Here is a 21,794-nt window from a genome sequence, read left to right as displayed (position 1 = left end):
CTGGAGGCGGCGCTGCTCGCGCTGCCGCCAGCGGAGGGGACGGCGCGGATCAACCACGCCGTCGCCATGCGCCGGGCGCGGGAGGAAGCCTCTCGCGCCGGCCGCGCCTGGTGCTCGGTGCAGCGCGCCGACGTCGAGGAGGCGGAGGAGCTGCTGGCGAGCCCGGAGGCGGAGGAGCTGCTGCGCCGCCTGCGCGCGCTGCACCGCGGCGAGGAGAGGCGGGGATAGCGGGCGGCTTGCGCCGCCCTCGCGGATGCGGAGGCGTCAGTTCGCCTTCGGTCGCAGGCGCAGGCCGGGGCGCAGGTTGCGGAACGGCAGCAGGGAGGGGTCCGCCACCACCGGCCCGGGCGCGGCGACGACGATCACGCGCTCCGCGATCGGCTGGAAGTCGGCGCGGAAATGCACGCTCGACTTCAGCGCCAGGATCTTCTGCGCGGCGGGCTCCACGCCGACATGGCGGAACAGCGCCTGGTCGTAGGCCTGCATCTTGCGCGAGACGAGGATGACGCGCACGCCGGGAGCGACCCGGATCAGCGCGGTGGGCCCGAGATCGGCGGAATTGCCGCGCGCCATCGGGCCGGTGCAGGTGAAGCGGCCGTCGGTCAGGCGCTCGACCGTGGCGGTGACGTCGAGGGGGGCGCCGTCGCTCCTGCCGCCGAGGCGGAGCGCGAGCGTGGCGCCCTCGCCCGCCGCGTGGCAGGCGGCGGCGCTCTCGGCGTCGTTGATCAGGCCGAGGACGGCGCCCTGCGCCCCCTGGCGGATCAGCTCGGCGAGCAGGCCGGTGGTGTCGCCGTGGCCGCCGCCGCCGGGATTGTCCTGGGTGTCGGCGAGCACGACGGGGCGCGCGGCGGTGGCGGCGAGGCGGATCGCCTCCGCCACGCCCTCCGCCGCGTCGGCGACGGCGCCGGCGAAGTCGGGCTCGCGCCGGTGCAGGTGGGCGGCGAGCGCCTCGGCCGCGGCGTCGGCCGCCGCCTGGTCCGGCCCGAAGGCGGCGACGGCGGGGCCGCAGTCGGGGAAGTCCGCGTAGGGGAAGCCGAAGCAGAAGGCGAGCTCGGCGAGGCCGTGCGCCTCGGCGAGCCGCGCGCGCTCCGCCATCACCTCGGCCATCGGCGGGACCAGCGTGCATTGCGTGCCGAGCGGGATGAGGAAGTCCACCTGGCGGAACGCCCTGGCCCAGGGCGCGCCGCGCCGGATGCGCGCGCCGAGGAGGCGCATCGCCCGCGCGCCGGTCTCGCGCATGTCCACATGCGGGTAGGTGCGGTAGGGCACCAGCACGTCGGCGAGCGCGACCATCCGCGCCGTCATGTTGGCGTGCGGGTCGAGGCTCGCCGCGATCGGCACGTCCGGGCCGACCGCGGCGCGCACCCGGCGCAGCACCTCGCCCTCCGCGTCCGGGAAGCCCTCGGCGACCATCGCGCCGTGCAGGTCGAGATAGACGCCGTCGAGCGGCCCGGCCTCCAGCGCGTCGGAGAGGGCGGCGACGAGCAGCGCCGCGATGCGCTCGAAGGCCTCGGCGGTGACCGGGCCGGAGGGGTTGGCGAAGCACCAGGTGAGGGGGGCGAGGTCGGCGGAGAGCTCCTCCTCGGCCACGGCGATGGCGCCGGCGGTGCCGACGCTGGTCGGGCGCAGCGTCTCGACCAGCGTCGCCGGGCGCTGCAGCGGCGCGAAGCCGCCGGGCTTCTGGAACTCCCGCCAGCCGGCGGGGAGCGGGGCGAAGGAGTGGCTCTCGTGCAGGAAGCCGCCGAGGGCGATGCGCATGGGCGGGGTCATCCGTTCGCGGTGGCGATCACGGCGTCGGCGAGGACCTTGAGGCCCGCCTCGGCCCAGGCGGGGGTGATGCTCTCCGCCTCGTTGTGGCTGATGCCGCCCTCGCAGGGGACGAAGAGCAGGGCGGAGGGCACGCGCCGGGCGCAATAGACGGCGTCGTGGCCGATGCCGGTCGGCATGTCGCGCCACGGCAGGCCGCGCGCCTCCGCCGCCTCGCGCAGGCGCGCGACGAGGGCGGGGTCGAAGGGCGTCGGCGGCGCGTGCCAGAACTCCTCCACATGGACGGCGACGTTGCGGGCGCGCGCGATCTCGGCCGCGCGCTCGCGCAGCCGCTCGCCCATCCAGGCGAGGCGCTCCGGGTCGCCGTGGCGCGTGTCCACGCTGAACCAGACGCGGGAGGGGACGACGTTGCGGCTGCCGGGCCGGACGGTGACGCAGCCGACCGTGCCGCGGCCGTCGCCGCCGGCGGCGAGGGCGATCTCCTCCACGGCGGCGATCAGCGGCGCGGCGGCCATCAGCGCGTCGCGGCGGTGCGCCATGGCGGAGCCGCCATGCGCCTCCTCGCCCTCCACCGTGACCTCGTACCAGGTCTGGGCGAGAGCGTGGGTGACGACGCCGATCTCCTTGCCCTCGCGCTCCAGCACCGGGCCCTGCTCGATGTGCAGCTCGAAATAGGCGCCGAGGCGTTGCAGCGCGGCCGGGTCGGCGCTGCCCTGCCAGCCGATGCGGCGCAGCTCCTCGCCGAAGACGGCGCCGGCGGCGTCGGTCCTGGCGAGGACCTCGGCCTCGGGGAAGATGCCCATCGCCGCGCCGCTGCCCATCATCGGCGGCGAGAAGCGCGCGCCCTCCTCGTTGGTCCAGTTGATCAGCAGGAGCGGCGCCTCGGTCTCCGCGCCCGCCTCGTGCAGCGCGCGCATGACCTCGAGGCCGGCGAGCACGCCAAGCACGCCGTCGAACCTGCCGCCCGTGGGCTGGGTGTCGAGATGGCTGCCGATGGCGACGGGCGGGCGCGACGGGTCGCGGCCCTCGCGGCGGAAGACCATGTTGCCGACGCGGTCCACGCTCAGGGTCAGGCCGCAGGCCTCGGCCCAGCGTTGCAGCAGGCGGCGGGCCTCGCCGTCGAGGTCGGTGAGGGCCTGGCGGTTGCAGCCGCCCTTCGGGGTGGCGCCGATGCGCGCCATCTCCATCAGGCTGTCCCAGAGCCGCGCTCCGGAGAGCGGCAGGTTGCTCGCGGCGCTCATGCTTCGCTCCTCTCCACGCCGCACCACTCGGCCAGGGTCAGGGCGATGGTCCGGGTGATGCCGTGCATGCTCTCCAGGCCGACGTTCTCGTCTATGCCGTGGATGTCCTGCGCGTCCGGTCCGAAGCAGGCGACCGGCGTGCCCTGGTGCAGGACGAAGTGCCTCCCGTCGGTGAGGCCGGTCGCGGGGTAGTCGCGCAGCGTGCCGCCGGTGGCCTCGGCGTAGCTGCGCCGGGCGAGGCGGACGATCTCCGCCTCGGTGTCGAAGAGGCAGGGGTCGGCCATGAAGCCCTTGAACTCCAGCTTCACCCGGGCGCCGCGCAGGCGCTCGTCGCGGGATGCGTCGGCGACGAGGCGCTCGATGTCGGCGCGCGCCTGCGCCGCGGTGTAGCCCATCATGACGCCGACGCGCAGGCCGATGCGCGCCCGCGTCGGGACGGAGCTGTTCCACTCCCCGCCCTCGATGGTGCCGAGGTTGACGTTGACCGGGTGGTTGACGCCGCGGAAGGCGGGGTGGATGCGCTCGGCGCGGTTCATCTCCGCCTCGTAGTCCTTGAAGCGGGCGGCGATGAAGGTGGCGGCCTCGATCGCGTTGATGCCGGCCTGCATGTCGCGCACATGGGCCGGGCGGCCGCTGACCGTGACCCAGGCCCAGACGACGCCGACCTCGGCGGTGTAGAGGCCGTCCACGCCGGGGCCGGGCTCCGGGATGATCACCGCGTCGGCCTTCGGCAGGGCGAGCATGCAGGCGAGGGCGCCGTTGCCGGTGCACTCCTCCTCGACCACGGCGTGCATCTGCACCTCGGCGGCGGGCTGCAGGCCGGCGAGGCGGAGCGCCTTGAAGGCCATGCAGGCGGAGACGAGGCCGGCCTTCATGTCGCCGGCGCCGCGGCCGTACATGCGGCCGTCGCGGATCGCGGGCGCGAAGGGCGGCGTGGTCCACATCTCGGCCGCGCCCTCCGGCACCACGTCCACATGGCCCTGCAGGACGAGGCTGCGGCCCTTGCGCGCCCCGCGCGGCGCATGCACGGCGACGACGTTGTCGCGGCCCTCATAGCCGATCAGCGGCGGCGAGAAGCCGGGATGGGCGGCGAGGGCGGCCGGGTCGGTCGGGATGCGGCGCGGGGCGAGCCCGAGGCTCGCGTAGAGGCGCGCCATCTCCTCGAGCGCCGGGGCCTCGTTGCCCAGCGTCGAGGGGCAGCGGACCAGGCGCTGCAGCGTCTCCACGCTCTCCTCGCGCAGCGCGTCCACGGCGTCGAGGATGGCGCGCCGCGCGCCGGGGTCGAGGCTCATCGTCCCTCCTTCGGGCTGGGTGCGGACATGGCGGAGGGGCAATCCAGCCTGCGCGGGGCGGTCTGTCCAGCCGCCGCGGCGCGGGCGTGGACAGGGGCGGCGGGCGGGGCCTAGCGTGCCGCGCCATGAGGACCTTCTTCCATCCGGACCAGATGCGGCACGCGCCGCGCTTCTTCCTCATGCGCGGCGCGGTGCGGCCGAACTACGAGGTGCCGGAGCGGGCGGGCGCGCTGCTCGCGGCGCTGCACCGGCTCGGGCTGCCTCCGGCCGAGCCGCCGCCGGCGCCGCGCGCCGCGCTGGAGACGGTGCACGCGCCGGACTACCTGGACTTCCTCGCCGGCGCCGCCGCGGCATGGGACGCCTTGCCGGAGCACGGGCCGGAGGTGGTGGCGAACGTCCACCCGACGCCGGAGATGCTCGCCCAGGGCGGGCGGGCGCCGCAGGGGGTGGTCGGCCGCGCCGGCTGGCACATGGCCGATGCCGCCTGCCCGGTCGGCCCCGGCACCTTCGCGGCGGCGCGCGCCGCCGCGGGATGCGCGCTGGCGGCGGCGGAGGCGGCGGCGGGGCGCAGCGCCTATGCGCTCTGCCGCCCGCCGGGGCACCACGCCTATGCGGCGCGCGCCGGCGGGCACTGCTACCTGAACAACGCCGCGCTGGCGGTGGAGGCGCTGCGTCGCGCCGGCGCCGCGCGGGTGGCGACGCTCGACCTGGACAGCCACCACGGCAACGGCACCCAGGGCATCTTCTGGGAGCGCGGCGACGTGCTGACCGTCTCGGTCCATGCCGACCCGGACCACTACTACCCCTGGTTCGTCGGCCACGCGGAGGAGCGCGGCGCCGGCGCGGGGGCGGGGTGCAACCTGAACCTGCCGCTCCCGCTCGGCACGGGCGATGCCGGCTGGCTCGCCGCGATCGCGCAGGGCCTCGCCGCGATCCGCGCCTTCCGCGCCGAGGCGCTGGTGGTCTCGCTCGGCTTCGACGCCTCCGAGCACGAGCCGCTCGCCGCGCTGCGCGTCACCGCGGACGGGTTCGCGCGCGCCGGGGCGGCGATCCGCGCCCTCGGCCTGCCCGCGGCGATCGTGCAGGAGGGCGGCTACAACGTCGGGCGGATCGGCGCGCTGCTCGAGCGGTTCCTGACGGGCTGGGGCGGCGCCTAGAGCGGATCGCGGACGGCCGGGAACAGCCGCGCGCGTGACTGCGCCCGGCAGACGGCGCGCCGGAGCTCTCGCCGCGCGCACCGCCGAGCGCAAGCGGCGCGTGGCCGGCGGGGGCTGGTCCCGGGCAGAGGCGGCGGGGTCAGCCGCCGCTCGCCGTCTCGCGCAGCAGGGCGCGCACGCGCTCGGCCGCGGCCGCGCCCTTCAGCGCCTCGCGCCAGGCGGTCTCGGCGACGCGCTGGTGCACCGACACCGCCTCCTCGGCCGAGGTGACCATCGCCACCCCGATCGCGGCGCTGGGCGAGGCGTCCGGAGCGAAGGGGTTGCCCACCACGTGCGCGCGGTCCCGTCCGCGCAGCACTTGGAAGCTGCCGACCGGATCGGCGCCCGGGAACAGGCCGAGCTGCACGCCGATCGGCACCGTCTCCATCAGCACGGCGATCGCCTCCGCCTCGGCCCGCGCCGCGTCGCGGCAGCGCCGGCGGGTGCGCTCGGAGATCGCGAGCCCGGGCGCGATGCCCTCGATCAGCATGCGGCGCAGCGCGCCCTCGGCGAGGATGCCGATGATGGTCGGGCGGCGCTGCTGGTGCAGCTTCTTGCGGCTGGCGAGCAGGCCCATCATCTGGTCGGCCGCGGCGCGCGCCGTCGCGCGCTCGGCGCCGGGCAGCAAGTCGGCGGCCTCGGCCAGCGCCTCGGCGAGCGCGCCGTCGAAGGCGTCGCTGGTGATCTGATAGACGAGCGCGCCGCCCACGATCAGGACCTGGTCCGCCGCCTCCTCCACCTGGCGCAGCCGCTCCTGGAAGGCGGTCGGGCGGGCGAAATAGTCCACGCCGATGCCGAGCAGCGACAGCGGCGAGATCTTCAGCAGCTCGGCAAGGCGCCGGATGGTGTCGAGCTTGATGACCTCGCCCTTCTCGTAGCGGTAGAGGGCGGCGCGGGAGACGCCGAGGCGGGCTGCGATCTCCTCTGCACGCAAACCGGATTCGAGGCGGTAGGCCCGCAACTGCTGCCCGATGTCCGCAAATCGCATGCAACCCCTCGCCGGTAAGGAAATTCAGACACTACCCGCTGGACCGAGACTCGATCCGTCCCCGGACTGCAGTGATGAATTTGCGGTGAATGCCAACGGCATGCAACAGGCGTGGCCCCGCTCCTCCCCGGCCCGCGCCGGATCCGGTCGGCGGCCGGGGGGCGGTGCCGGCGCCGCCCGGGCGCCGGCGGGTTCCGCGTGCGCCCGGCGTCAGGCCGGATCGGGCGCCACCTTGTGGTTCGCCAGGGTCTCGAGCGCCTTGACCAGGCCCGAGTGATCGAGATCCGCCCCGCCCGCCGCCACCACCGCCGAGAAGAGCTGCTGCGTCGAGGCGGTGTTCGGCAGGGCCACGCCGAGGTCGCGCGCCGCGGAGAGGGCGAGGTTCAGGTCCTTCTGGTGCAGCCGGATGCGGAAGCCGGGGGCGAAGCTGCGCGTGATCATCCGCTCCCCGTGCAGCTCGAGGATGCGGGAGGTGGCGAGGCCGCCCATCAGCGCCTGGCGCACCTTGGCCGGATCGGCGCCGGCCTTGGCGGCGAAGGTCAGGGCCTCCGCCACCGCCTCGATGGTGAGGGCGACGACGATCTGGTTGGCGACCTTGCAGGTCTGGCCGGCGCCGTTCTCCTCGCCGACCAGGGTGATGTTCTTGCCCATCGCCTCGAACAGCGGCTTCGCGCGCTCGAACGCCCGTCGCGGGCCGCCGACCATGATGGTGAGCGTGGCCTGCTTGGCCCCGACCTCGCCGCCGGAGACGGGGGCGTCGAGGTAGTCGCAGCCCTTGGCGTTGATGCGCCTGGCGAATTCCCTGGTCGCCGTCGGGCTGATCGAGGACATGTCGATCACCAGCTTGCCGGGCGAGAGGCCGGCCTCGACGCCGCCCGGGCCGAACAGCACCGCCTCGACGTCGGGGGTGTCGGGGACCATGAGGATGATCGCCTCGGCCTCGCGCGCGACCGCGGTCGCGTCCGGCAGCACGGTGGCGGCGGCGCGGATCTCCTCGGTCAGGCTCTTGCGCTCGGGCACGTAGAGCGTATGGCCGGCGTTCTTCAGGTGCAGCGCCATCGGCTTGCCCATGATGCCGAGGCCGATGAATCCGATCTTCATGGCGTGCGCGGTTCCCTCTGGCGGATATCAGCTCCGGTCCCGGTAGGGCGCGAACCAGCCGAGGCCGGCCGTGGTCTCGCCCGCCGGGCGGTATTCGCAGCCGATCCAGCCACGATAGCCGAGCTCGTCGATGCGGCGGAAGACGAAGGGCCAGTTCACCTCGCCGGTGCCGGGCTCGTTGCGGCCGGGGGGATCGGCGACCTGCATGTGTGCGATCAGCGGCAGGTGCTTCTCGATGCGCTTGACGAGGTCGCCCTCGGTGACCTGGCAGTGGTAGAGGTCGAACTGCATCCCGATCCGCTCCGGCCCGAGCGCGTGGATGATCGCCGCCGCCTGGTCGGTGGTGTTGAGGACGTAGCCCGGGATGTCGCGGTGGTTGATCGGCTCGATCACCGGCTTGACGCCGGCCTTCGCGCATTCCTCCGCCGCCCGGTCGAGATTGGCGGCGAAGGTCGCGAGCAGCGTCGCCTCGGGCACGCCCGCGGGCTTCAGCCCTGCCATCACGTGCAGCCGCGGGCAGGAGAGGGCGGCGGCGTACTCGAGCGCCCGCGCGAGGGCGTCGCGGAACTCCTGCCGGCGATCGGGCAGCGCGGCGAGGCCGCGTTCGCCCCGGGCCCAGTCGCCCGGGGGCAGGTTGAACAGCACCAGGGCGAGACCGTTGTCGGCGAGGCGCCGCGCGATCTCGGGCGCCGGGTGCTCGTACGGGAAGAGGAACTCCACCGCCTTGAATCCGGCCTCCGCGGCGCGGGCGAAGCGGTCGAGGAACGGCACCTCGGTGAACATCATGGAGAGGTTGGCGGCGAAGCGCGGCATGTCCGGCGGTCCTCCCTGCTGGCGGCGCGCCCCTGGGCGGGAGGGCGCACGCTAGCCGCGCCGCGGCCGGCGCGCCAGGGCTCGCCGGGGCCGGCCGGCGGGCCGGGCGCGGATGCGCAAGGGCGCGCCCTCTGGCACGCTGGTGCGCGAATCGCCTTGCGCGTCTGGCCCGGCCGGGCGATGCCCGGCGAGCGCGGCGCGCGCGAGGGAGAGACGCGATCCCATGCCTCCATCCGAGGAGCCGGCCCCTGCTGCCCGCCTGATCGGCCTGGTGGCGCTGCTCGCGCTCGGCATCGGCTGCCTGATGGTGCTGCGGCCCTTCCTCTCGGCGCTGCTCTGGGCCGCGATCCTCGCCTACTCCACCTGGCCGGCCTACCGCGTGGTGCGCGACCGGCTGCGCCTCTCCTCGGGTTTCGCGGCCGGGCTGATGGTGGCGGCGGAGATGCTGCTGGTCGGCCTGCCGATCGTCTTCGCCGCACCGACCAGCCGGGAGGAGGTGGAGGCGCTGCGCGCCCAGCTCGAGAGGCTGCTCACGGTCGGCATTCCCGGCCTCGGCGACTGGCTGCTGGGTCTGCCCTATGTCGGGGGCTTCCTGCGCGACCGGCTGGGCGGGCTCGCCTTCGACCTGTCCGGCCTGGGCAGCCTGCTCAGGCCATACGCCGGCACCATCGCCTCGGCCGCGCTCGCGGCGCTGCTCGCCGTGCTGTCGGGGGTGGCGGAGCTCCTGCTCGCGATCGTGCTCGCCTTCTTCTTCTATCGCGACGGCGAGGCGATGGCGGGCCGGGCGGCGCGGCTGGTCGTGCGCATCGGCGGGGCGCGGGCGCAGCGCCTGCTGGCGCTGACCGGCAACGTCACCCGCAGCGTCGTCTTCGGGCTGATCGGGACCGCCGTGGTGCAGGGAATCCTGACCGCCTTCGGCCTCTGGATCGCGGGGGTGCCGCAGCCGGTGCTGCTCGGCGTGGTGGCGGGCGCGCTCTCGATCCTGCCGGTCGGCGCGCCGCTGGTCTGGATCCCCGCGACCATCTGGCTGTTCGTGGAGGGCGAGGTCGGCTGGGGCATCTTCATGGGGCTCTACGGCGCCCTCGGCATCTCCTCGGTCGACAACGTGATCCGGCCGGTGCTGATCAGCCGCGGCGCCGACCTGCCGCTGCTCCTTACCCTGCTCGGGGCGCTCGGGGGCGTGCTCGCCTTCGGCTTCCTCGGCCTGTTCCTGGGGCCGGTGCTGCTCGCGGTCGGCTACGCGCTGCTGCTGGAATTCTCGGCCGAGGAGAGGGCGGAGGATGCCCCGCGCGAGACCGGGGCGAGCGGGGAAGGGGCGTGAGGGCGAGCCTTTCCCGAGGGCGGGAGCGGCCGTATAGCTGGCGCCGCGGTGCGCGCGGGGCGATGGCGCGGCGCCGCGGCGGCTGACGGCAGGGCGGGCGCGGCGTGACGGCCTTCATCCTCTTGCGCATTCTCCAGGCGATCCCGGTGATGCTGGTCGTGTCGCTGGTGAGCTTCCTGATGTTCGCCCATGTCGGCGACCCGGTGGCGATCATGCTCGGCCAGGACCACACGCCGGAGCAGCGCGAGGCGCTGGTGCGCGACCTCGGGCTCGACCAGCCGGTGCTGGTGCAGTACTGGCGCTTCCTCGGCAATGCGATCGCCGGGGATTTCGGCCTCTCCTACCGGCTCTCGCGCCCGGTCGCGGAGCTGATCGCGGAGCGCGCGCCGGCGACGCTCGAGCTCGCCTTCACCGCCGCCGCCCTGGCGCTTCTGGTCGGCGTGCCGATGGGGGTCTACACCGGGCTCTACCGCAACTCCTGGATCAGCCGCCTCTTCCTCACCTTCAGCCTGATCGGCGTCTCGCTGCCGACGTTCCTGATCGGCATCCTGCTGATCCTCGTCTTCTCCGTCTGGCTCGGCTGGCTGCCGAGCTTCGGGCGCGGCGAGACGGTGCAGATCGGCTGGTGGACGACCGGCTTCCTCACCTGGTCCGGGATCAAGGCGCTGATCCTGCCCGCGATCACGCTCGGGCTGTTCCAGCTCACCCTGATCATGCGCCTGGTGCGGGCGGAGATGCTGGAGGTGCTGCGCACCGACTACATCAGGTTCGCCCGCGCCCGCGGCCTCTCCAACCGCGCCGTGCACTTCGGCCATGCGCTGAGGAACACGCTGGTGCCGGTGATCACCATCGCGGGGCTGCAGCTCGGCGCGATCATCGCCTTCGCGATCGTGACCGAGACGGTGTTCCAGTGGCCGGGCATGGGCCTCCTGTTCATCCAGAGCGTCGGCGCGGCCGACATCCCGGTGATGGCGGCCTATCTGCTGCTGATCGCGGCGGTGTTCGTCACCATCAACCTGGTCGTGGACCTGCTCTACTATGCGGTGGATCCGCGGTTGCGCGCGGACCGCGGCGCCGCGGGCGCCGGGGGGCGCTGAGATGGCGCTCCCCGGCGCGGCGGCCGCGCTGCTCGCCCGCTGGCGCGAGAGCGACCTGTGGTGGTCGTTCCGCCGCTCGCCGGTGGCGGTGGGGGCGGCGCTGGTGGCGCTCCTCTGCATCGGGGGCGCGCTGCTCGCGCCCTGGATCGCGCCGCACGACCCGTTCGACCTGGCGGGCCTCGACCTCTCCAACGCCTTCAAGCCGCCGGCCTGGGACGCGGAGGGCGATCCCGCCTTCCCGCTCGGCACCGACGGCCAGGGGCGCGACGTGCTGTCCGCGATCCTGTACGGGGCACGCATCTCGCTGCTCGTCGGCCTGAGCGCGACCGCCTTCGCGACGCTGCTCGGCGTTCTGCTCGGGCTGGTCGCGGGCTATGCCGGGGGGACGGCGGACGCGGTGCTGATGCGCATCGCGGACGTGCAGCTCACCTTCCCCTCGATCCTGGTCGCGCTGCTGGTGAACGGCGTCGTCCAGGCCTCGCTGCCGCGGGAGCTGCACGGCGCTCTGGCGCTATACGTGGTGATCTTTGCGATCGGCATCAGCGAGTGGCCGAAATTCGCCCGCACCGTGCGCGGCTCCACCCTGGTCGAGCGGAACAAGGAATACGTGCTGGCGGCGCGCGTGATCGGCCTCGGCCGCGCGCGGATCATGCTGACCCACGTGCTGCCGAACGTGCTCGGGCCGGTGCTGGTGATCGCGACGCTCAACCTGGGGCTCGCGATCCTCGCCGAGGCGACGCTCTCCTTCCTCGGCGTCGGCGTGCCGCCGACCCAGCCCTCGCTCGGCACCCTGATCCGCATCGGCAACGACTTCCTCTTCAGCGGCGAGTGGTGGATCACGATCTTCCCGGGCGCGGCGCTGGTGGCGATGGTGCTCTCGGTCAACCTGCTGGGCGACTGGCTGCGCGACGCCCTCAACCCGAAGCTCCGCTGATGGCGCCGCCGCTGCTCGAGGTCCGCGACCTGCGCGTGGAATTCCCGACGCGGCGCGGCGTGCTGACCGCGCTCGACGGCGTATCCTTCGCGATCGAGGCCGGCGAGGTGCTCGGCGTGGTCGGCGAATCGGGCGCGGGCAAGTCCATGACCGGGGCGGCGATCATCGGGCTGATCGAGCCGCCCGGGCGCATCGCCGGCGGGCAGATCCTGCTCGAGGGACGGCGCATAGACGACCTGCCCTACGAGCGGCTGCGCCGCATCCGCGGCCGCGAGATCGGCGCGATCTTCCAGGACCCGCTGACCACGCTGAACCCGCTCTACACCGTGGGCGAGCAGCTCGAGGAGACCATGCTCACCCACCTCCCGATCGGGCGGGAGGAGGCGCGCCGGCGCGCCGTCGGGTGGCTCGAGCGCGTCGGCATCCCGGCCGCGGCGCAGCGCATCGGCAGCTACCCGCACGAATTCTCGGGCGGCATGCGCCAGCGCGTGGTGATCGCGCTCGCGCTCTGCGCCGAGCCGAAGCTCGTCATCGCCGACGAGCCCACCACCGCCCTCGACGTCTCGATCCAGGCGCAGATCATCGCGCTGCTCAAGGGCCTGACGCGCGAGCGGGGCACCGCGGTGATGCTGATCACGCACGACATGGGCGTGATCGCCGAGACGGCGGACCGCGTCGCGGTGATGTATGCCGGCCGCATCGCGGAGATCGGGCCGGTGCGCGAGGTGGTGAAGCATCCGCGGCACCCCTACACGGCGGGGCTGATGGCCTCGATCCCGCCGCTCGACCGGCGCGTGGAGCGCCTGGCGCAGATCGAGGGCGCGATGCCGCGCCTCTCGGAGATTCCGCCGGGCTGCGCCTTCCATCCCCGCTGCCCGCAGGCGTTCGACCGCTGCCGCCGCGAGCGGCCCGGACTGCTGGACGCGGGCGGGACGCGCGCGGCGTGCTGGCTTCACCTCGACCGGGCCGGGCGCCATGCGTGACGGGGCCGATCCCGCCGCGCCGATGCTCGAGGTGGAGGACCTCGCGAAGCACTTCGACGTCTCGCGCCCGCTTCTTCATCGCCTCCTCTCCGGCGAGGGCCGGCGCATCCTGCGCGCGGTGGACGGCGTCTCCTTCGCGATCCCGAAGGGCACGACGCTTTCCCTTGTCGGCGAATCCGGGTGCGGCAAGTCCACCGTGGCGCGGCTCGTCGTCGGCCTCTACACGCCGACACGGGGCCGCGTGCGCTTCGCCGGGCACGATCTGCACGAGGCGCGCGCGGACGCGGCGCAGCGCCGGCGGATGCAGATGATCTTCCAGGACCCCTACGCCTCGCTCAACCCGCGCTGGCGCGTGCGCGACATCATCGCCGAGCCGATCCGCGCCTTCGGCCTCGTCAAGGGCCGCGCGGCCGAGCGCGAGCGCGTGGCGGAGCTGCTGACCCATGTCGGCCTCTCGCCGCTCGACGGCGAGAAGTACCCGCACGAGTTCAGCGGCGGGCAGCGCCAGCGCATCTCGATCGCCCGCGCCCTCTCCTCCAGCCCGGAGTTCCTGGTCTGCGACGAGCCGACGAGCGCGCTCGACGTCTCGGTGCAGGCGCAGATCCTGAACCTGATGAAGGCGCTGCAGCGCGAGCTGGGGCTGACCTACCTGTTCATCAGCCACAACCTGGCGGTGGTGCGCCAGGTCAGCGACCGGGTCGGCGTGATGTATCTCGGCCGCCTGGTCGAGCTGGCGCCGGCGGAGACGCTGTTCACGGCGCCGCGCCATCCCTACACGCGGGCGCTCCTGGATGCGGTGCCGGACCTCGGGATGACGGGCCGGCAGCGCGTACCGGTCGGCGGCGAGGTGCCGAGCCCGATCGCGCCGCCACCGGGCTGCGCCTTCCACCCGCGCTGTCCGCTGGCCGATGCGCGCTGCCGTGCGGAGCGGCCGGCGCTGCTGCCGGCCGGGGAGGCGGTGGTCGCCTGCCACGCGGTGGAGGAGGGGCGCGACGGCGCCGCGCGGCGGGAGCCCGCGGGCGCGCTGGCGCCGGACGCCGCGTAGAAGCGATCCGGCCGGCGGCTCTGGAGCCGTTGCCCTCGGCTGTGCCCACTGCGGCGGCCCTGGGGCAGCCGGCCGCGCTCCGCGCTAGGGCGCGGGCCGGATGGTGCCGCGGCACTCGCCGAAGCCGATGCTCGCGAAGCCTTCTCGCCGCGCATGGGCGCGGAAGATGACCTCGTCGCCGTCCTCGAGGAAGCGCCGGATCTCGCCGGAGGGAAGACGCAGCGGCTTGCGGCCGCCCCGCGTCGCCTCCAGCAGGCTGCCGAAGCTGCCCTCCTCGGGGCCGGAGACGGTGCCGCTGCCGAACAGGTCGCCGGGGCGGAGGTTGCAGCCGCCGCAGGCGTGATGCGCGACGAGCTGCGCCGGGGTCCAATAGAGGTGCCGCGTGTGCGAGAGCGCGACGCGCTGCGGCGGCAGGCCCTTCTCGCGCAGCCCGGGCGTGAGCAGCAGCACCTCCAGCTCCACCGCGAGCGCGCCTTCGCGCTGGTCCGCGGCGTCGAGCAGGTAGGGAAGCGGCGCCGGGTCGCCCTCCGGGCGCGGCGGCTGCGCGATGCGGAAGGGCGCGAGCGCCTCCGGCGTGACCACCCAGGGGCTGACCGTGGTGCAGAAGCTCTTGGCGAGGAACGGGCCGAGCGGCTGGTACTCCCACGCCTGGATGTCGCGCGCCGACCAGTCGTTGAGCAGGCAGAAGCCGGCGATCCGCGCGCCCGCCTCGGCGATCGGGATCGGCTCGCCGAGCGGGTTGCCGGGGCCCATCCAGATGCCGAGCTCGAGCTCGTAGTCGAGGTTGCGCGAGGGGCCGAAGCTCGGCGCCGCCTCGCCCGCCGGCTTGCGCTGCCCGTTCGGGCGCCGCACGGGGGCTCCCGAGGGCACGACCGAGGAGGCGCGGCCGTGATAGCCGACGGGGACGTGCTTGTAGTTCGGCAGCAGCGGATTGTCGGGCCGCAGCTGGCGGCCGGTGTTGGTCGCGTGATGGATGCCGGCGTAGAAGTCGGTGTAGTCGCCGATGCGCGCCGGAAGCTGCAGCGTGCAGTCGGCGGCGCGGTGCAGGCAGGGCTCGACGCGCGGGCGTTCGGGGCTGCCGAGGGCGAGCAGCTCGGAGAGGCGCGCGCGCAGCGCGGCGCGCGGGCCGGCGCCGAGCGCGAACAGGTCGTTGAGGGCGGGGCCGGAGGCGGCCTCGGCGGCACGCGCCGCCGCGCCGGCGAACAGGCCGGCGGCGTGCGCCGCGCCGAGGTCGAGGATGAAGTCGCCGATCGCGACGCCGCCGCGCGGCGCGCCGCCCTCGGGCGGGACGAACACGCCGAGCGGCAGGTTCTGGATCGGGAATTCCGGATGGCCGTTGGCGGAATCCACCCAGGAGCGGCGCCGGGCGTCGTGGGTGGCGTCGGTCTTCGGCATCACGGCGGCCCTACGGCTTGGTCGGGTCGAAGTGCTTCCTCAGGCCCTTCCAGCAGTCGAGATAGTCGGCCTGGCGCGTCTCCAGCTCCGCCGCATAGCGCGTCAGGCGCTGCGGCAGCCGGGTCTCGAACATGAAGGCGAGGGTGTTGACCAGCTTGTGCGGCCGGAGCTCCGCGGTGCTCGCGGCCTCGAAGGCCTCGGCGTCGGGCCCGTGCGGCAGCATGCAGTTGTGCAGGCTGAAGCCGCCGGGGACGAAGCCCTGCGGCCTGGCGTCGTACTGGCCGTAGATCAGGCCCATGAACTCGCTCATGACGTTCATGTGGTACCAGGGCGGGCGGAAGGTGTCCTCGGCCACCATCCAGCGCTCCGGGAAGATCACCAAGTCCACGTTCGCCGTGCCCGGCGTGCCGGAGGGCGAGGTCAGCACGGTGAAGATGGACGGGTCGGCGTGGTCGAACAGGATCGGGCCGACCGGCGAGAAGCGGCGGAGGTCGTACTTGTAGGGCGCGTAGTTGCCGTGCCAGGCGACGACGTCGAGCGGCGAGTGGCCGATCTCGCACGCCCACAGCGCGCCGCCCCACTTCACCATCAGCCGGGAGGGCGTCTCCTTGTCCTCGTAGGCGGCGACGGGGGTGAGGAAGTCGCGCTGGTTGGCGAGGCAGTTGGCGCCGATCGGGCCGCGCTCCGGCAGGGTGAAGCTGCCGCCGTAGTTCTCGCACACGTAGCCGCGCGCGGGCTCGCCGCGCAGCTCGGCGCAGAACTTCACGCCGCGGGGGATGACGGCGATCTCGCCCGGCGCGATGTCGATCACGCCGAACTCGGTGCGCAGGCGCAGCCGGCCCTGCTGCGGGACGATCAGCATCTCGCCGTCGGCGTTCCAGAAGTACTCGTCCTGCATCGAGCGGGTGGCGAGATAGACGTGCGCGGCCATGCCCTCCTGCGCGGCGGCGTCGCCCGCGGTGGTGACGGTGCGCATGCCCTCGAGGAAGGAGAGCTTCTCCTCCGGGATCGGGACCGGGCCCCAGCGCAGCGGCTGGATCGGCAGGTCGGCCTCGGCGCAGGGCGCGGTGCGCCAGAGGCGCGCCTCCATCCTCGCGAAGCGGCCGATGTGCCGCACGGTCGGGCGGATGCGGTAGAGCCAGGAGCGCTCGTTCGCCGCCCGCGGCGCGGTGAAGGGCGAGCCGCTGAGCTGCTCCGCGTAGAGGCCGTAGGGGCACTTCTGCGGCGAGTTGCGCCCGACGGGCAGCGCGCCGGGCAGCGCCTCGCTCTCGAAGCTGTTGCCGAAGCCGGACATGTAGCCCGGCTCGGCGGTGCCGGCGCGCGCCGGCGCGGTCTGGCCGAGGGCGCTCATCGCTCGCCTCCCCTCAGCGCGTCTCGCCGGGCTTCGCCGCCTCGCCCCGCTCCAGGGCGCGCCACATCTCGAGGTCGCGCTCGGCGGTCCAGATGCGCGGGTGGTCGAGGCCCTTCGCCTCGTCGTAGGCGCGGCTGACATTGAAGGGCATGCAGTGGTCGAAGATCACCCAGTGGCCGTATTTCGGGCGCAGCGCCGTCATCGCCTCGTCATACACCTCCTTGAGCGAGGCGCCGCGCGCGACGCCGCGCCGTGCGATCGCGAACAGATCGGAGGTGTAGGCGTCGGTGCCGGCGATCGCCTCCTCCACCTCCGCGCGGCTCATCAGGCTGCGGCCGCGGCCCGGCACCATGCGCTCGGCGCCGAGCGCCCGCACCGCGGCGAGGGTGGTCGGCCAGTCGGCGAAGTGCGCGTCGCCGCAGTAGGGGGTAGCGCCGTACTCGACCGTGTCGCCGGCGAACAGCACGCGCTCCTGCGGCAGCCAGACGACCGTGTCGCCGGCGGTGTGGCTGCGGCCGATGTGGATGATCTGCACTTCGCGCCGGCCCAGCCACAGCGTCATCCGCCTGTGGAACGTCAGGTGCGGCCAGGTGAGGCCGGGAATGCCCTCCTTGCCGCGGAACAGGCGGGGGAAGCGGCCGATCTCGCTCTCCATGTCCTGCCGGCCGCGCTCGGCGATCAGCGCGCGCGTGACGTCGGAGGCGATGATCTCCGCCCCCGCGTAGGCCGAGGCGCCGAGCACGCGCACGGCGTGGTAGTGCGTCAGCACGACGTGGCGGATCGGCTTGTCGGTGACGCTCCGGATGCGCGCGATCACCTGCTGCGCCAGGGCCGGCGTCGCCTGCGCGTCCACCACCAGCACGGAGTCGTCTCCGATCACGACGCCGGAGTTCGGGTCGCCCTCCGCCGTGTAGCCGTAGAGGCCGGGGCCGAGCTCGTCGAAGGAGGCGGTCTTCTCGGCGAGGTCGTTGGTGCTGGCGAAGCCTGCCATGGACGTCTCTCCCCTGCGGGTCAGTCGGTGGTGACGGTGGCGCGTGCCCGGGCCATTGCCGCGCGCAGCACGGCGAGGTCGCCGACCTGGTTGGCGAGCAGCAGGATCAGGGCCGCGTTCGCCGCCGCGCTCTGCTCCGGCGTGAGGTCGCGGTGCATCTCGATCAGCGCCTCGTAGAAGGCGTCCGGATCGGCGAGGTTGGACTCCAGGTTCAGGGTCGCCATGGCGGCATTCCTACGCATGGCCCGTGGCGCGCGCCAGGGCGGCGCGCACCCGGGGCGGATCGAGGCGGCGCCAGCGCGCGCAGACATGCTGGTCCGGCCGCAGCAGGTAGGTGGTGCCGGGGCACGCGTCGAAGCGCGCCGCGAGCAGCCCCTCCGCGTCCTCGATCACGGCGGGATCGCCGGGCGCCGGCGGATCCGCGCCGGGCAGGGCGACGGCGAGGGCGCGCAGCGGGACGGCGGCCTCCGCGGCGAGGCCGCGCAGGGCCGCGGGCGGCGCCTCCGCCGCGCCGAGGAAGTGCACCAGCGAGAAGGTGTCGCCGACGTGCCGCAGGAACCAGGACGGCCGCCCGCCGGCGCGGACCGGCGCGTCGGTCGCCGGCGCGCCCGGCACCATGGCGCCGGCGAAGGGCTCCTCGTCCGGCGTGTTGAGCGGCGAGTCGCGCAGCGTCGCCGGCACCGAGAGCCGTCCGCTGTTCACCAGCCGCCGCGCGAAGGGACAGTCGCGGGCAAGCCGCAGCACCGCGTCGCGGAAGGTGCGGCTGACCTCGCTCTTCGGCGTGATGAAGTCGGTGCTGCGCGTCGAGTTCAGGATGTTCTCGTCCGCCGCCGGCACCCGCTCGGCGTCGTAGCTGTCGAGGAGGTGCTCGGGCGCCTTCCCCCGGAGCACGAGGGCGAGCTTCCAGGCCAGGTTTTCCGCGTCCTGGATGCCGGAGTTGGCGCCGCGGGCGCCGAAGGGGGAGACGCCGTGCGCGGCATCGCCCGCGAACAGCACGCGGCCGTGGCGGAAGCGCTCGATGCGCAGGCAGGCGAAGGTGTAGACGCTGACCCAGAGCAGCGCGAAGTCCACACCCTCGCCGAGCAGGGCGCGGATGCGGGGGATCACGCGCTCGGGCTTGCGCTCCTCGACGGGGTCGGCGTCCCAGCCGAGCTGGAAGTCCACCCGCCAGACGTCGTCCGGCTGGCGGTGCAGCAGCACCGACTGGCCGGGGTGGAAGGGCGGGTCGAACCAGAACCAGCGCTCGGCCGGGAAGGGGGCGGACATCCGCACGTCGGCGATCAGGAAGCGGTCGCGGAAGACGCGGCCCCTGCTCTCCAGCCCCAGCAGCGCGCGCAGCGTGCTGCGCGCGCCGTCGGCGGCGATCACCCAGTCGGCGCGCAGGCGGTAGTCGCCCTCGGCCGTCGTCACCGTCAGCGTCACGCCGTCTGCGTCCGGGGCGATGCCGATGACGCGGTTCCGCCAGCGGATCTCGAGATTCGCCAGCTCGCGCGCGCGGTCGAGCAGGTAGCCCTCGACGTAGTACTGCTGCAGGTTGATGAAGGCGGGGCGCTCGTGGCCGGTCTCCGGCAGCAGGTCGAAGGCATAGACCGGGGCATCGCGGAAGAAGACCTTGCCGGTCTTCCACCCCACCCCCTTCGCCACCATGCGGTCGCCGCAGCCGAGCCGGTCGAAGATCTCGAGCGTGCGCTTGGCGAAGCAGATGGCGCGCGAGCCGGCGGAGAGCCGCTCGTCCTCGTCGAGCAGCAGCACGGGGACGCCGTGCCGCGCCAGGTCCACGGCGGCGGCGAGGCCGACCGGCCCCGCGCCGACCACCACCGCCGGATGGCGCACCGGCGCCGGCGCGTCCTGGTCCGGCGAGCGCACATAGGGAAAGACCAGGGCCTGGTAGTCGGGATCGGCCATCGCGCACCCCGTGGCGCCGTCCGTCCGGCGCGGCAGCGGGTTTAGCACCCCGCCGTCCGGCGCGTCAGCGGTCTTCGCCGGCGGGAGCGGGCGGCCGGCCGACGCGGGCCCAGGCGGCAGCGCCGGGCGCCCCCGGCGGCGGTTACGCGGGCGGCGCCCAGGCCTCGGGCGCGCGGGCCTCGATGTCGGTGACGACATCCACCACCACGGTCTCGTCGGCGGCGATCGCCTCGCGCAGCGCCGGCGCGATCTGCTCCGGCCGCTCGACCCGGATGCCGCGCAGGCCGAAGCTGCGCGCGACCGCGGTGAAGTCGGTGGGGCCGAAGCGCAGCAGCGTCTCCGCCGCCCCCGGGCGGTTGCCGGCGAGGCGGCGCAGGTTGGGCCAGCCCTGGCCGAAGCCGGAATTGTTGTTGATCACCACCGTCACGGCGATGCCGCGGCGGCGGGCCGTCTCCAGCTCGGCGAGATGGTAGTAGAAGGCGCCGTCGCCGCTCCAGCACACGACCTTGCGGTGCGGGGCGGCGCATTTGGCGCCGAGCGCGGCGGGGAAGGACCAGCCGAGCGAGCCGGCGGCGCGCAGATAGGTCTGGCCCGCGCCGTTCAGCTCCACCAGCGTGCCGGTCCAGATGCCGGAATAGCCGGTGTCGGCGACCAGGATCCCGTCCTCCGGCAGCGCCGCGGTGATCTCGGCGCAGAGGCGCGCGGGATCGATCGGCGCGGCATCGCTGGCGAGACGCGGGGCGATCGCCGCGCGCCAGGCGGCAAGCCGCGCCTCGGCCTCGGCGAGGTAGGAGCGGTCGCGCGCCGGGCGGCCGATCTCCGCCGCGAGCGCGCGCAGCACGGCGCGCGGATCGCCGATCAGCGCGAGCTCGGTGGCGTAGCTGCGTTCGAACTCCAGCGGGTCGGCGTCGATCTGGATCACGCGCGTGCCGGGCCGCGGCACCCGCCAGTAGTTGGTGAGCATGTCGCCGGTGTCGGCGCCGACGAACAGGACCAGCTCCGCCCCGTCGAGGATGTGGTTGGCCGGCGGCGCGGAATAGCTGCCGACGACGCCGATGTGGAGGGGATGGCGCGTCGGCACGAGGCCGCGCGCGCCGAGCGAGGTGGCGAGCGGCGCCGCCAGCGCCTCGGCCAGGGCGAGCAGCTCGGGCCCGCAGCGCGACAGCGCGGCGCCGTCGCCGGCGACGATCGCGACGCGCGGCGTGGCGCGGAGCGTGGCGGCGGCGGCGCTCACCGCCGCCGGGTCGGGTCCGGCGCGATAGGCGGGCGCGCGCAGGGCGGAGAGATCGAGCGGGCGGGCGGTGACGGTCCCGGTCTCGACCACCTCCGCCTGCAGGCCGAACAGGTCGAGATGCACCGGGCGCGGCGGCACCGCGACCGAGGCCGCCCAGGCCTGGCGCAGCACGCGCGGCAGGTCGGCGGCGTCGGCGACGTCGGCGGAGAAGGTGGTGACCGGCGCGAACAGCGGCGCGTGCGCGATCTCCTGGTAGGCGTTGCGGTGCTGGTGCGCCGGCACCTTCCGGCCCGTCAGCGCCAGGATCGGGGCGCGGGCGAGCCAGGCGTCCTGCAGCCCGGCCGCGAGGTTCGCCGCGCCCACCGACTGCGCCGCGACGATGCCCGGGCGGCCGGAGAGGCGGGCGTAGCCGTCGGCCATGTAGGCCGCCGCCTTCTCGGTGTGGGCGAGCACCGTCTGCACGCCGAGATCGTTCAGCAGCAGCAGCGTACGGCGCAGCACCGCGTCCACGAAGAACACGTGCGTCTGGCCGGAGGCGGCGATGCTGCGCGCGAGGAACTCCGCGCCGGTCATGGTCGTGGCGGGCTGCTGGTCCATCCCCTCCGCTCCTGCGTTCCGCGATGGCGGGGTCAGTCGTACACCTGGGACAGCGTCTCGGCGACCAGCACCGGACGGTCGCTGCCCTCGATCTCCATGACGTTCTCGAAGGTCAGGCGCTGGCCGCCCGGGATCGGCTCGCACGCCTTCAGCGTCAGGTGGAGGCGGATGCGCGAGCCGGCCGGGACCGGCGCGGTGAAGCGCACCTTGTTCGAGCCGTAGTTGATCCCGCGCGAGCGGTTCCTGATCCGGTAGATGGTCGGCGCGAGGCGCGGCAGCAGCGAGAGGGTGAGGTAGCCGTGCGCGATGGTCCTGCCGCCCGGCAGCTCGCGCCGTGCCCGTTCCACGTCCACATGGATCCACTGATGGTCGCCGGTCGCCTCGGCGAACAGGTCGATGGTCTTCTGGTCCACCGTGAACCAGTCGCTGACGCCGAGCTTCCGGCCGACATGGGCGGCCATGTCGGCCGGCCTCTCCACCTCGAGCATGCGCTCCCCCTCCGGTCCCCTGCGGCGCGCCGGCGGGCGCCGCGCCGCGGCGCGA

20 protein-coding genes are annotated in these 21,794 nt (G+C 74.3%); 7 read left to right on the top strand and 13 right to left on the bottom strand.

Going from position 1 to position 21,794, the window contains the following annotated elements; translation table 11 throughout:
• Window positions 1–228 (top strand): hypothetical protein (locus K1J50_RS08815; protein WP_220117342.1); only part of this gene is annotated, 228 nt, incomplete at its 5' end.
• A gap of 36 nt (window positions 229–264) precedes the next feature.
• Here K1J50_RS08815 and K1J50_RS08810 read toward each other — a convergent pair.
• From K1J50_RS08810 to K1J50_RS08800, 3 genes are read right to left on the bottom strand one after another with little or no spacing between them, the layout of a single operon-like run.
• On the bottom strand, window positions 265–1,758 hold the full coding sequence (locus tag K1J50_RS08810; protein WP_220117341.1) for a M81 family metallopeptidase: 1,494 nt from the start codon (window positions 1,756–1,758) through the stop codon (window positions 265–267).
• Window positions 1,759–1,766: 8 nt separating this feature from the next.
• Window positions 1,767–3,008 (bottom strand): Zn-dependent hydrolase, encoded by a 1,242-nt coding sequence (locus tag K1J50_RS08805; protein ID WP_220117340.1) that lies wholly within the window; start codon window positions 3,006–3,008, stop codon window positions 1,767–1,769.
• Window positions 3,005–4,300 carry an ArgE/DapE family deacylase gene (locus K1J50_RS08800; RefSeq protein WP_220117339.1) on the bottom strand — a complete coding sequence of 432 codons (1,296 nt, stop codon included), beginning with the start codon at window positions 4,298–4,300 and terminating at the stop codon, window positions 3,005–3,007. The genes K1J50_RS08805 and K1J50_RS08800 overlap by 4 nt, the downstream gene beginning before the upstream one ends.
• A gap of 125 nt (window positions 4,301–4,425) precedes the next feature.
• Between K1J50_RS08800 and K1J50_RS08795 the strand changes: the two genes are divergently transcribed.
• Window positions 4,426–5,457 (top strand): histone deacetylase family protein, encoded by a 1,032-nt coding sequence (locus K1J50_RS08795; protein WP_220117338.1) that lies wholly within the window; start codon window positions 4,426–4,428, stop codon window positions 5,455–5,457.
• Window positions 5,458–5,596: 139 nt separating this feature from the next.
• Here the strand turns inward: K1J50_RS08795 and K1J50_RS08790 are convergent, their stop codons facing one another.
• From K1J50_RS08790 to otnI, 3 genes are all read right to left on the bottom strand, one after another.
• Entirely contained in the window at window positions 5,597–6,484 is an 888-nt protein-coding gene (locus tag K1J50_RS08790) for a helix-turn-helix domain-containing protein (RefSeq protein ID WP_220117337.1), read from the bottom strand.
• A 210-nt stretch (window positions 6,485–6,694) separates the two neighbouring features.
• Entirely contained in the window at window positions 6,695–7,585 is an 891-nt protein-coding gene (locus tag K1J50_RS08785) for a 2-hydroxy-3-oxopropionate reductase (protein ID WP_220117336.1), read from the bottom strand.
• A gap of 27 nt (window positions 7,586–7,612) precedes the next feature.
• Window positions 7,613–8,398: a 2-oxo-tetronate isomerase gene (otnI, locus tag K1J50_RS08780; protein WP_220117335.1), complete on the bottom strand. Its 786-nt coding sequence runs from the start codon at window positions 8,396–8,398 to the stop codon at window positions 7,613–7,615.
• 223 nt (window positions 8,399–8,621) lie between these two features.
• Here otnI and K1J50_RS08775 point away from each other — a divergent pair, with 223 nt between their 5' ends.
• The 5 genes from K1J50_RS08775 to K1J50_RS08755 all read left to right on the top strand — a co-directional run bounded on the left by K1J50_RS08775 (window position 8,622) and on the right by K1J50_RS08755 (window position 13,778).
• On the top strand, window positions 8,622–9,719 hold the full coding sequence (locus tag K1J50_RS08775) for an AI-2E family transporter (RefSeq protein ID WP_220117334.1): 1,098 nt from the start codon (window positions 8,622–8,624) through the stop codon (window positions 9,717–9,719).
• Between the two features lie 104 nt (window positions 9,720–9,823).
• Window positions 9,824–10,816 carry an ABC transporter permease gene (locus K1J50_RS08770; RefSeq protein ID WP_220117333.1) on the top strand — a complete coding sequence of 331 codons (993 nt, stop codon included), beginning with the start codon at window positions 9,824–9,826 and terminating at the stop codon, window positions 10,814–10,816.
• A gap of 1 nt (window position 10,817) precedes the next feature.
• Complete coding sequence (locus tag K1J50_RS08765; RefSeq protein WP_220117332.1) at window positions 10,818–11,750, top strand: ABC transporter permease; 933 nt, start codon at window positions 10,818–10,820, stop codon at window positions 11,748–11,750.
• Complete coding sequence (locus K1J50_RS08760; RefSeq protein WP_220117331.1) at window positions 11,750–12,733, top strand: ABC transporter ATP-binding protein; 984 nt, start codon at window positions 11,750–11,752, stop codon at window positions 12,731–12,733. Before K1J50_RS08765 ends, K1J50_RS08760 begins: the two co-directional genes overlap by 1 nt.
• Window positions 12,726–13,778, top strand: coding sequence for an ABC transporter ATP-binding protein (locus K1J50_RS08755; RefSeq protein WP_220117330.1), 1,053 nt, complete (start codon window positions 12,726–12,728; stop codon window positions 13,776–13,778). Before K1J50_RS08760 ends, K1J50_RS08755 begins: the two co-directional genes overlap by 8 nt.
• A gap of 84 nt (window positions 13,779–13,862) precedes the next feature.
• On the opposite strand, the gene fahA is transcribed toward K1J50_RS08755, so the two are convergent.
• The 7 genes from fahA to K1J50_RS08720 all read right to left on the bottom strand — a co-directional run bounded on the left by fahA (window position 13,863) and on the right by K1J50_RS08720 (window position 21,739).
• A complete protein-coding gene (fahA, locus tag K1J50_RS08750; RefSeq protein ID WP_220117329.1) occupies window positions 13,863–15,173 on the bottom strand; it encodes a fumarylacetoacetase in 1,311 nt (436 codons plus the stop codon).
• A gap of 10 nt (window positions 15,174–15,183) precedes the next feature.
• Window positions 15,184–16,524, bottom strand: coding sequence for a homogentisate 1,2-dioxygenase (gene hmgA / locus K1J50_RS08745; RefSeq protein ID WP_220117328.1), 1,341 nt, complete (start codon window positions 16,522–16,524; stop codon window positions 15,184–15,186).
• Between the two features lie 13 nt (window positions 16,525–16,537).
• Window positions 16,538–17,515 carry an MBL fold metallo-hydrolase gene (locus tag K1J50_RS08740; RefSeq protein ID WP_220117327.1) on the bottom strand — a complete coding sequence of 326 codons (978 nt, stop codon included), beginning with the start codon at window positions 17,513–17,515 and terminating at the stop codon, window positions 16,538–16,540.
• A gap of 20 nt (window positions 17,516–17,535) precedes the next feature.
• A complete protein-coding gene (locus K1J50_RS08735) occupies window positions 17,536–17,739 on the bottom strand; it encodes a DUF2783 domain-containing protein (RefSeq protein WP_220117326.1) in 204 nt (67 codons plus the stop codon).
• Window positions 17,740–17,749: 10 nt separating this feature from the next.
• Window positions 17,750–19,420, bottom strand: a complete 1,671-nt coding sequence (locus K1J50_RS08730) for an FAD-dependent oxidoreductase (protein ID WP_220117325.1) — start codon at window positions 19,418–19,420, stop codon at window positions 17,750–17,752.
• A 142-nt stretch (window positions 19,421–19,562) separates the two neighbouring features.
• Window positions 19,563–21,251, bottom strand: coding sequence for a thiamine pyrophosphate-binding protein (locus K1J50_RS08725; protein ID WP_220117324.1), 1,689 nt, complete (start codon window positions 21,249–21,251; stop codon window positions 19,563–19,565).
• A 32-nt stretch (window positions 21,252–21,283) separates the two neighbouring features.
• Complete coding sequence (locus K1J50_RS08720) at window positions 21,284–21,739, bottom strand: MaoC family dehydratase (RefSeq protein ID WP_220117323.1); 456 nt, start codon at window positions 21,737–21,739, stop codon at window positions 21,284–21,286.
• Between the last annotated feature and the right edge of the window lie 55 nt (window positions 21,740–21,794).

It is taken from the genome of Caldovatus aquaticus (genome assembly GCF_019458025.1).
In the GTDB taxonomy this organism is placed as follows: domain Bacteria; phylum Pseudomonadota; class Alphaproteobacteria; order Acetobacterales; family Acetobacteraceae; genus Caldovatus; species Caldovatus aquaticus.
Note: the sequence above shows the minus strand (reverse complement) of the source record. Positions and strands in the feature narration are given on the sequence as shown.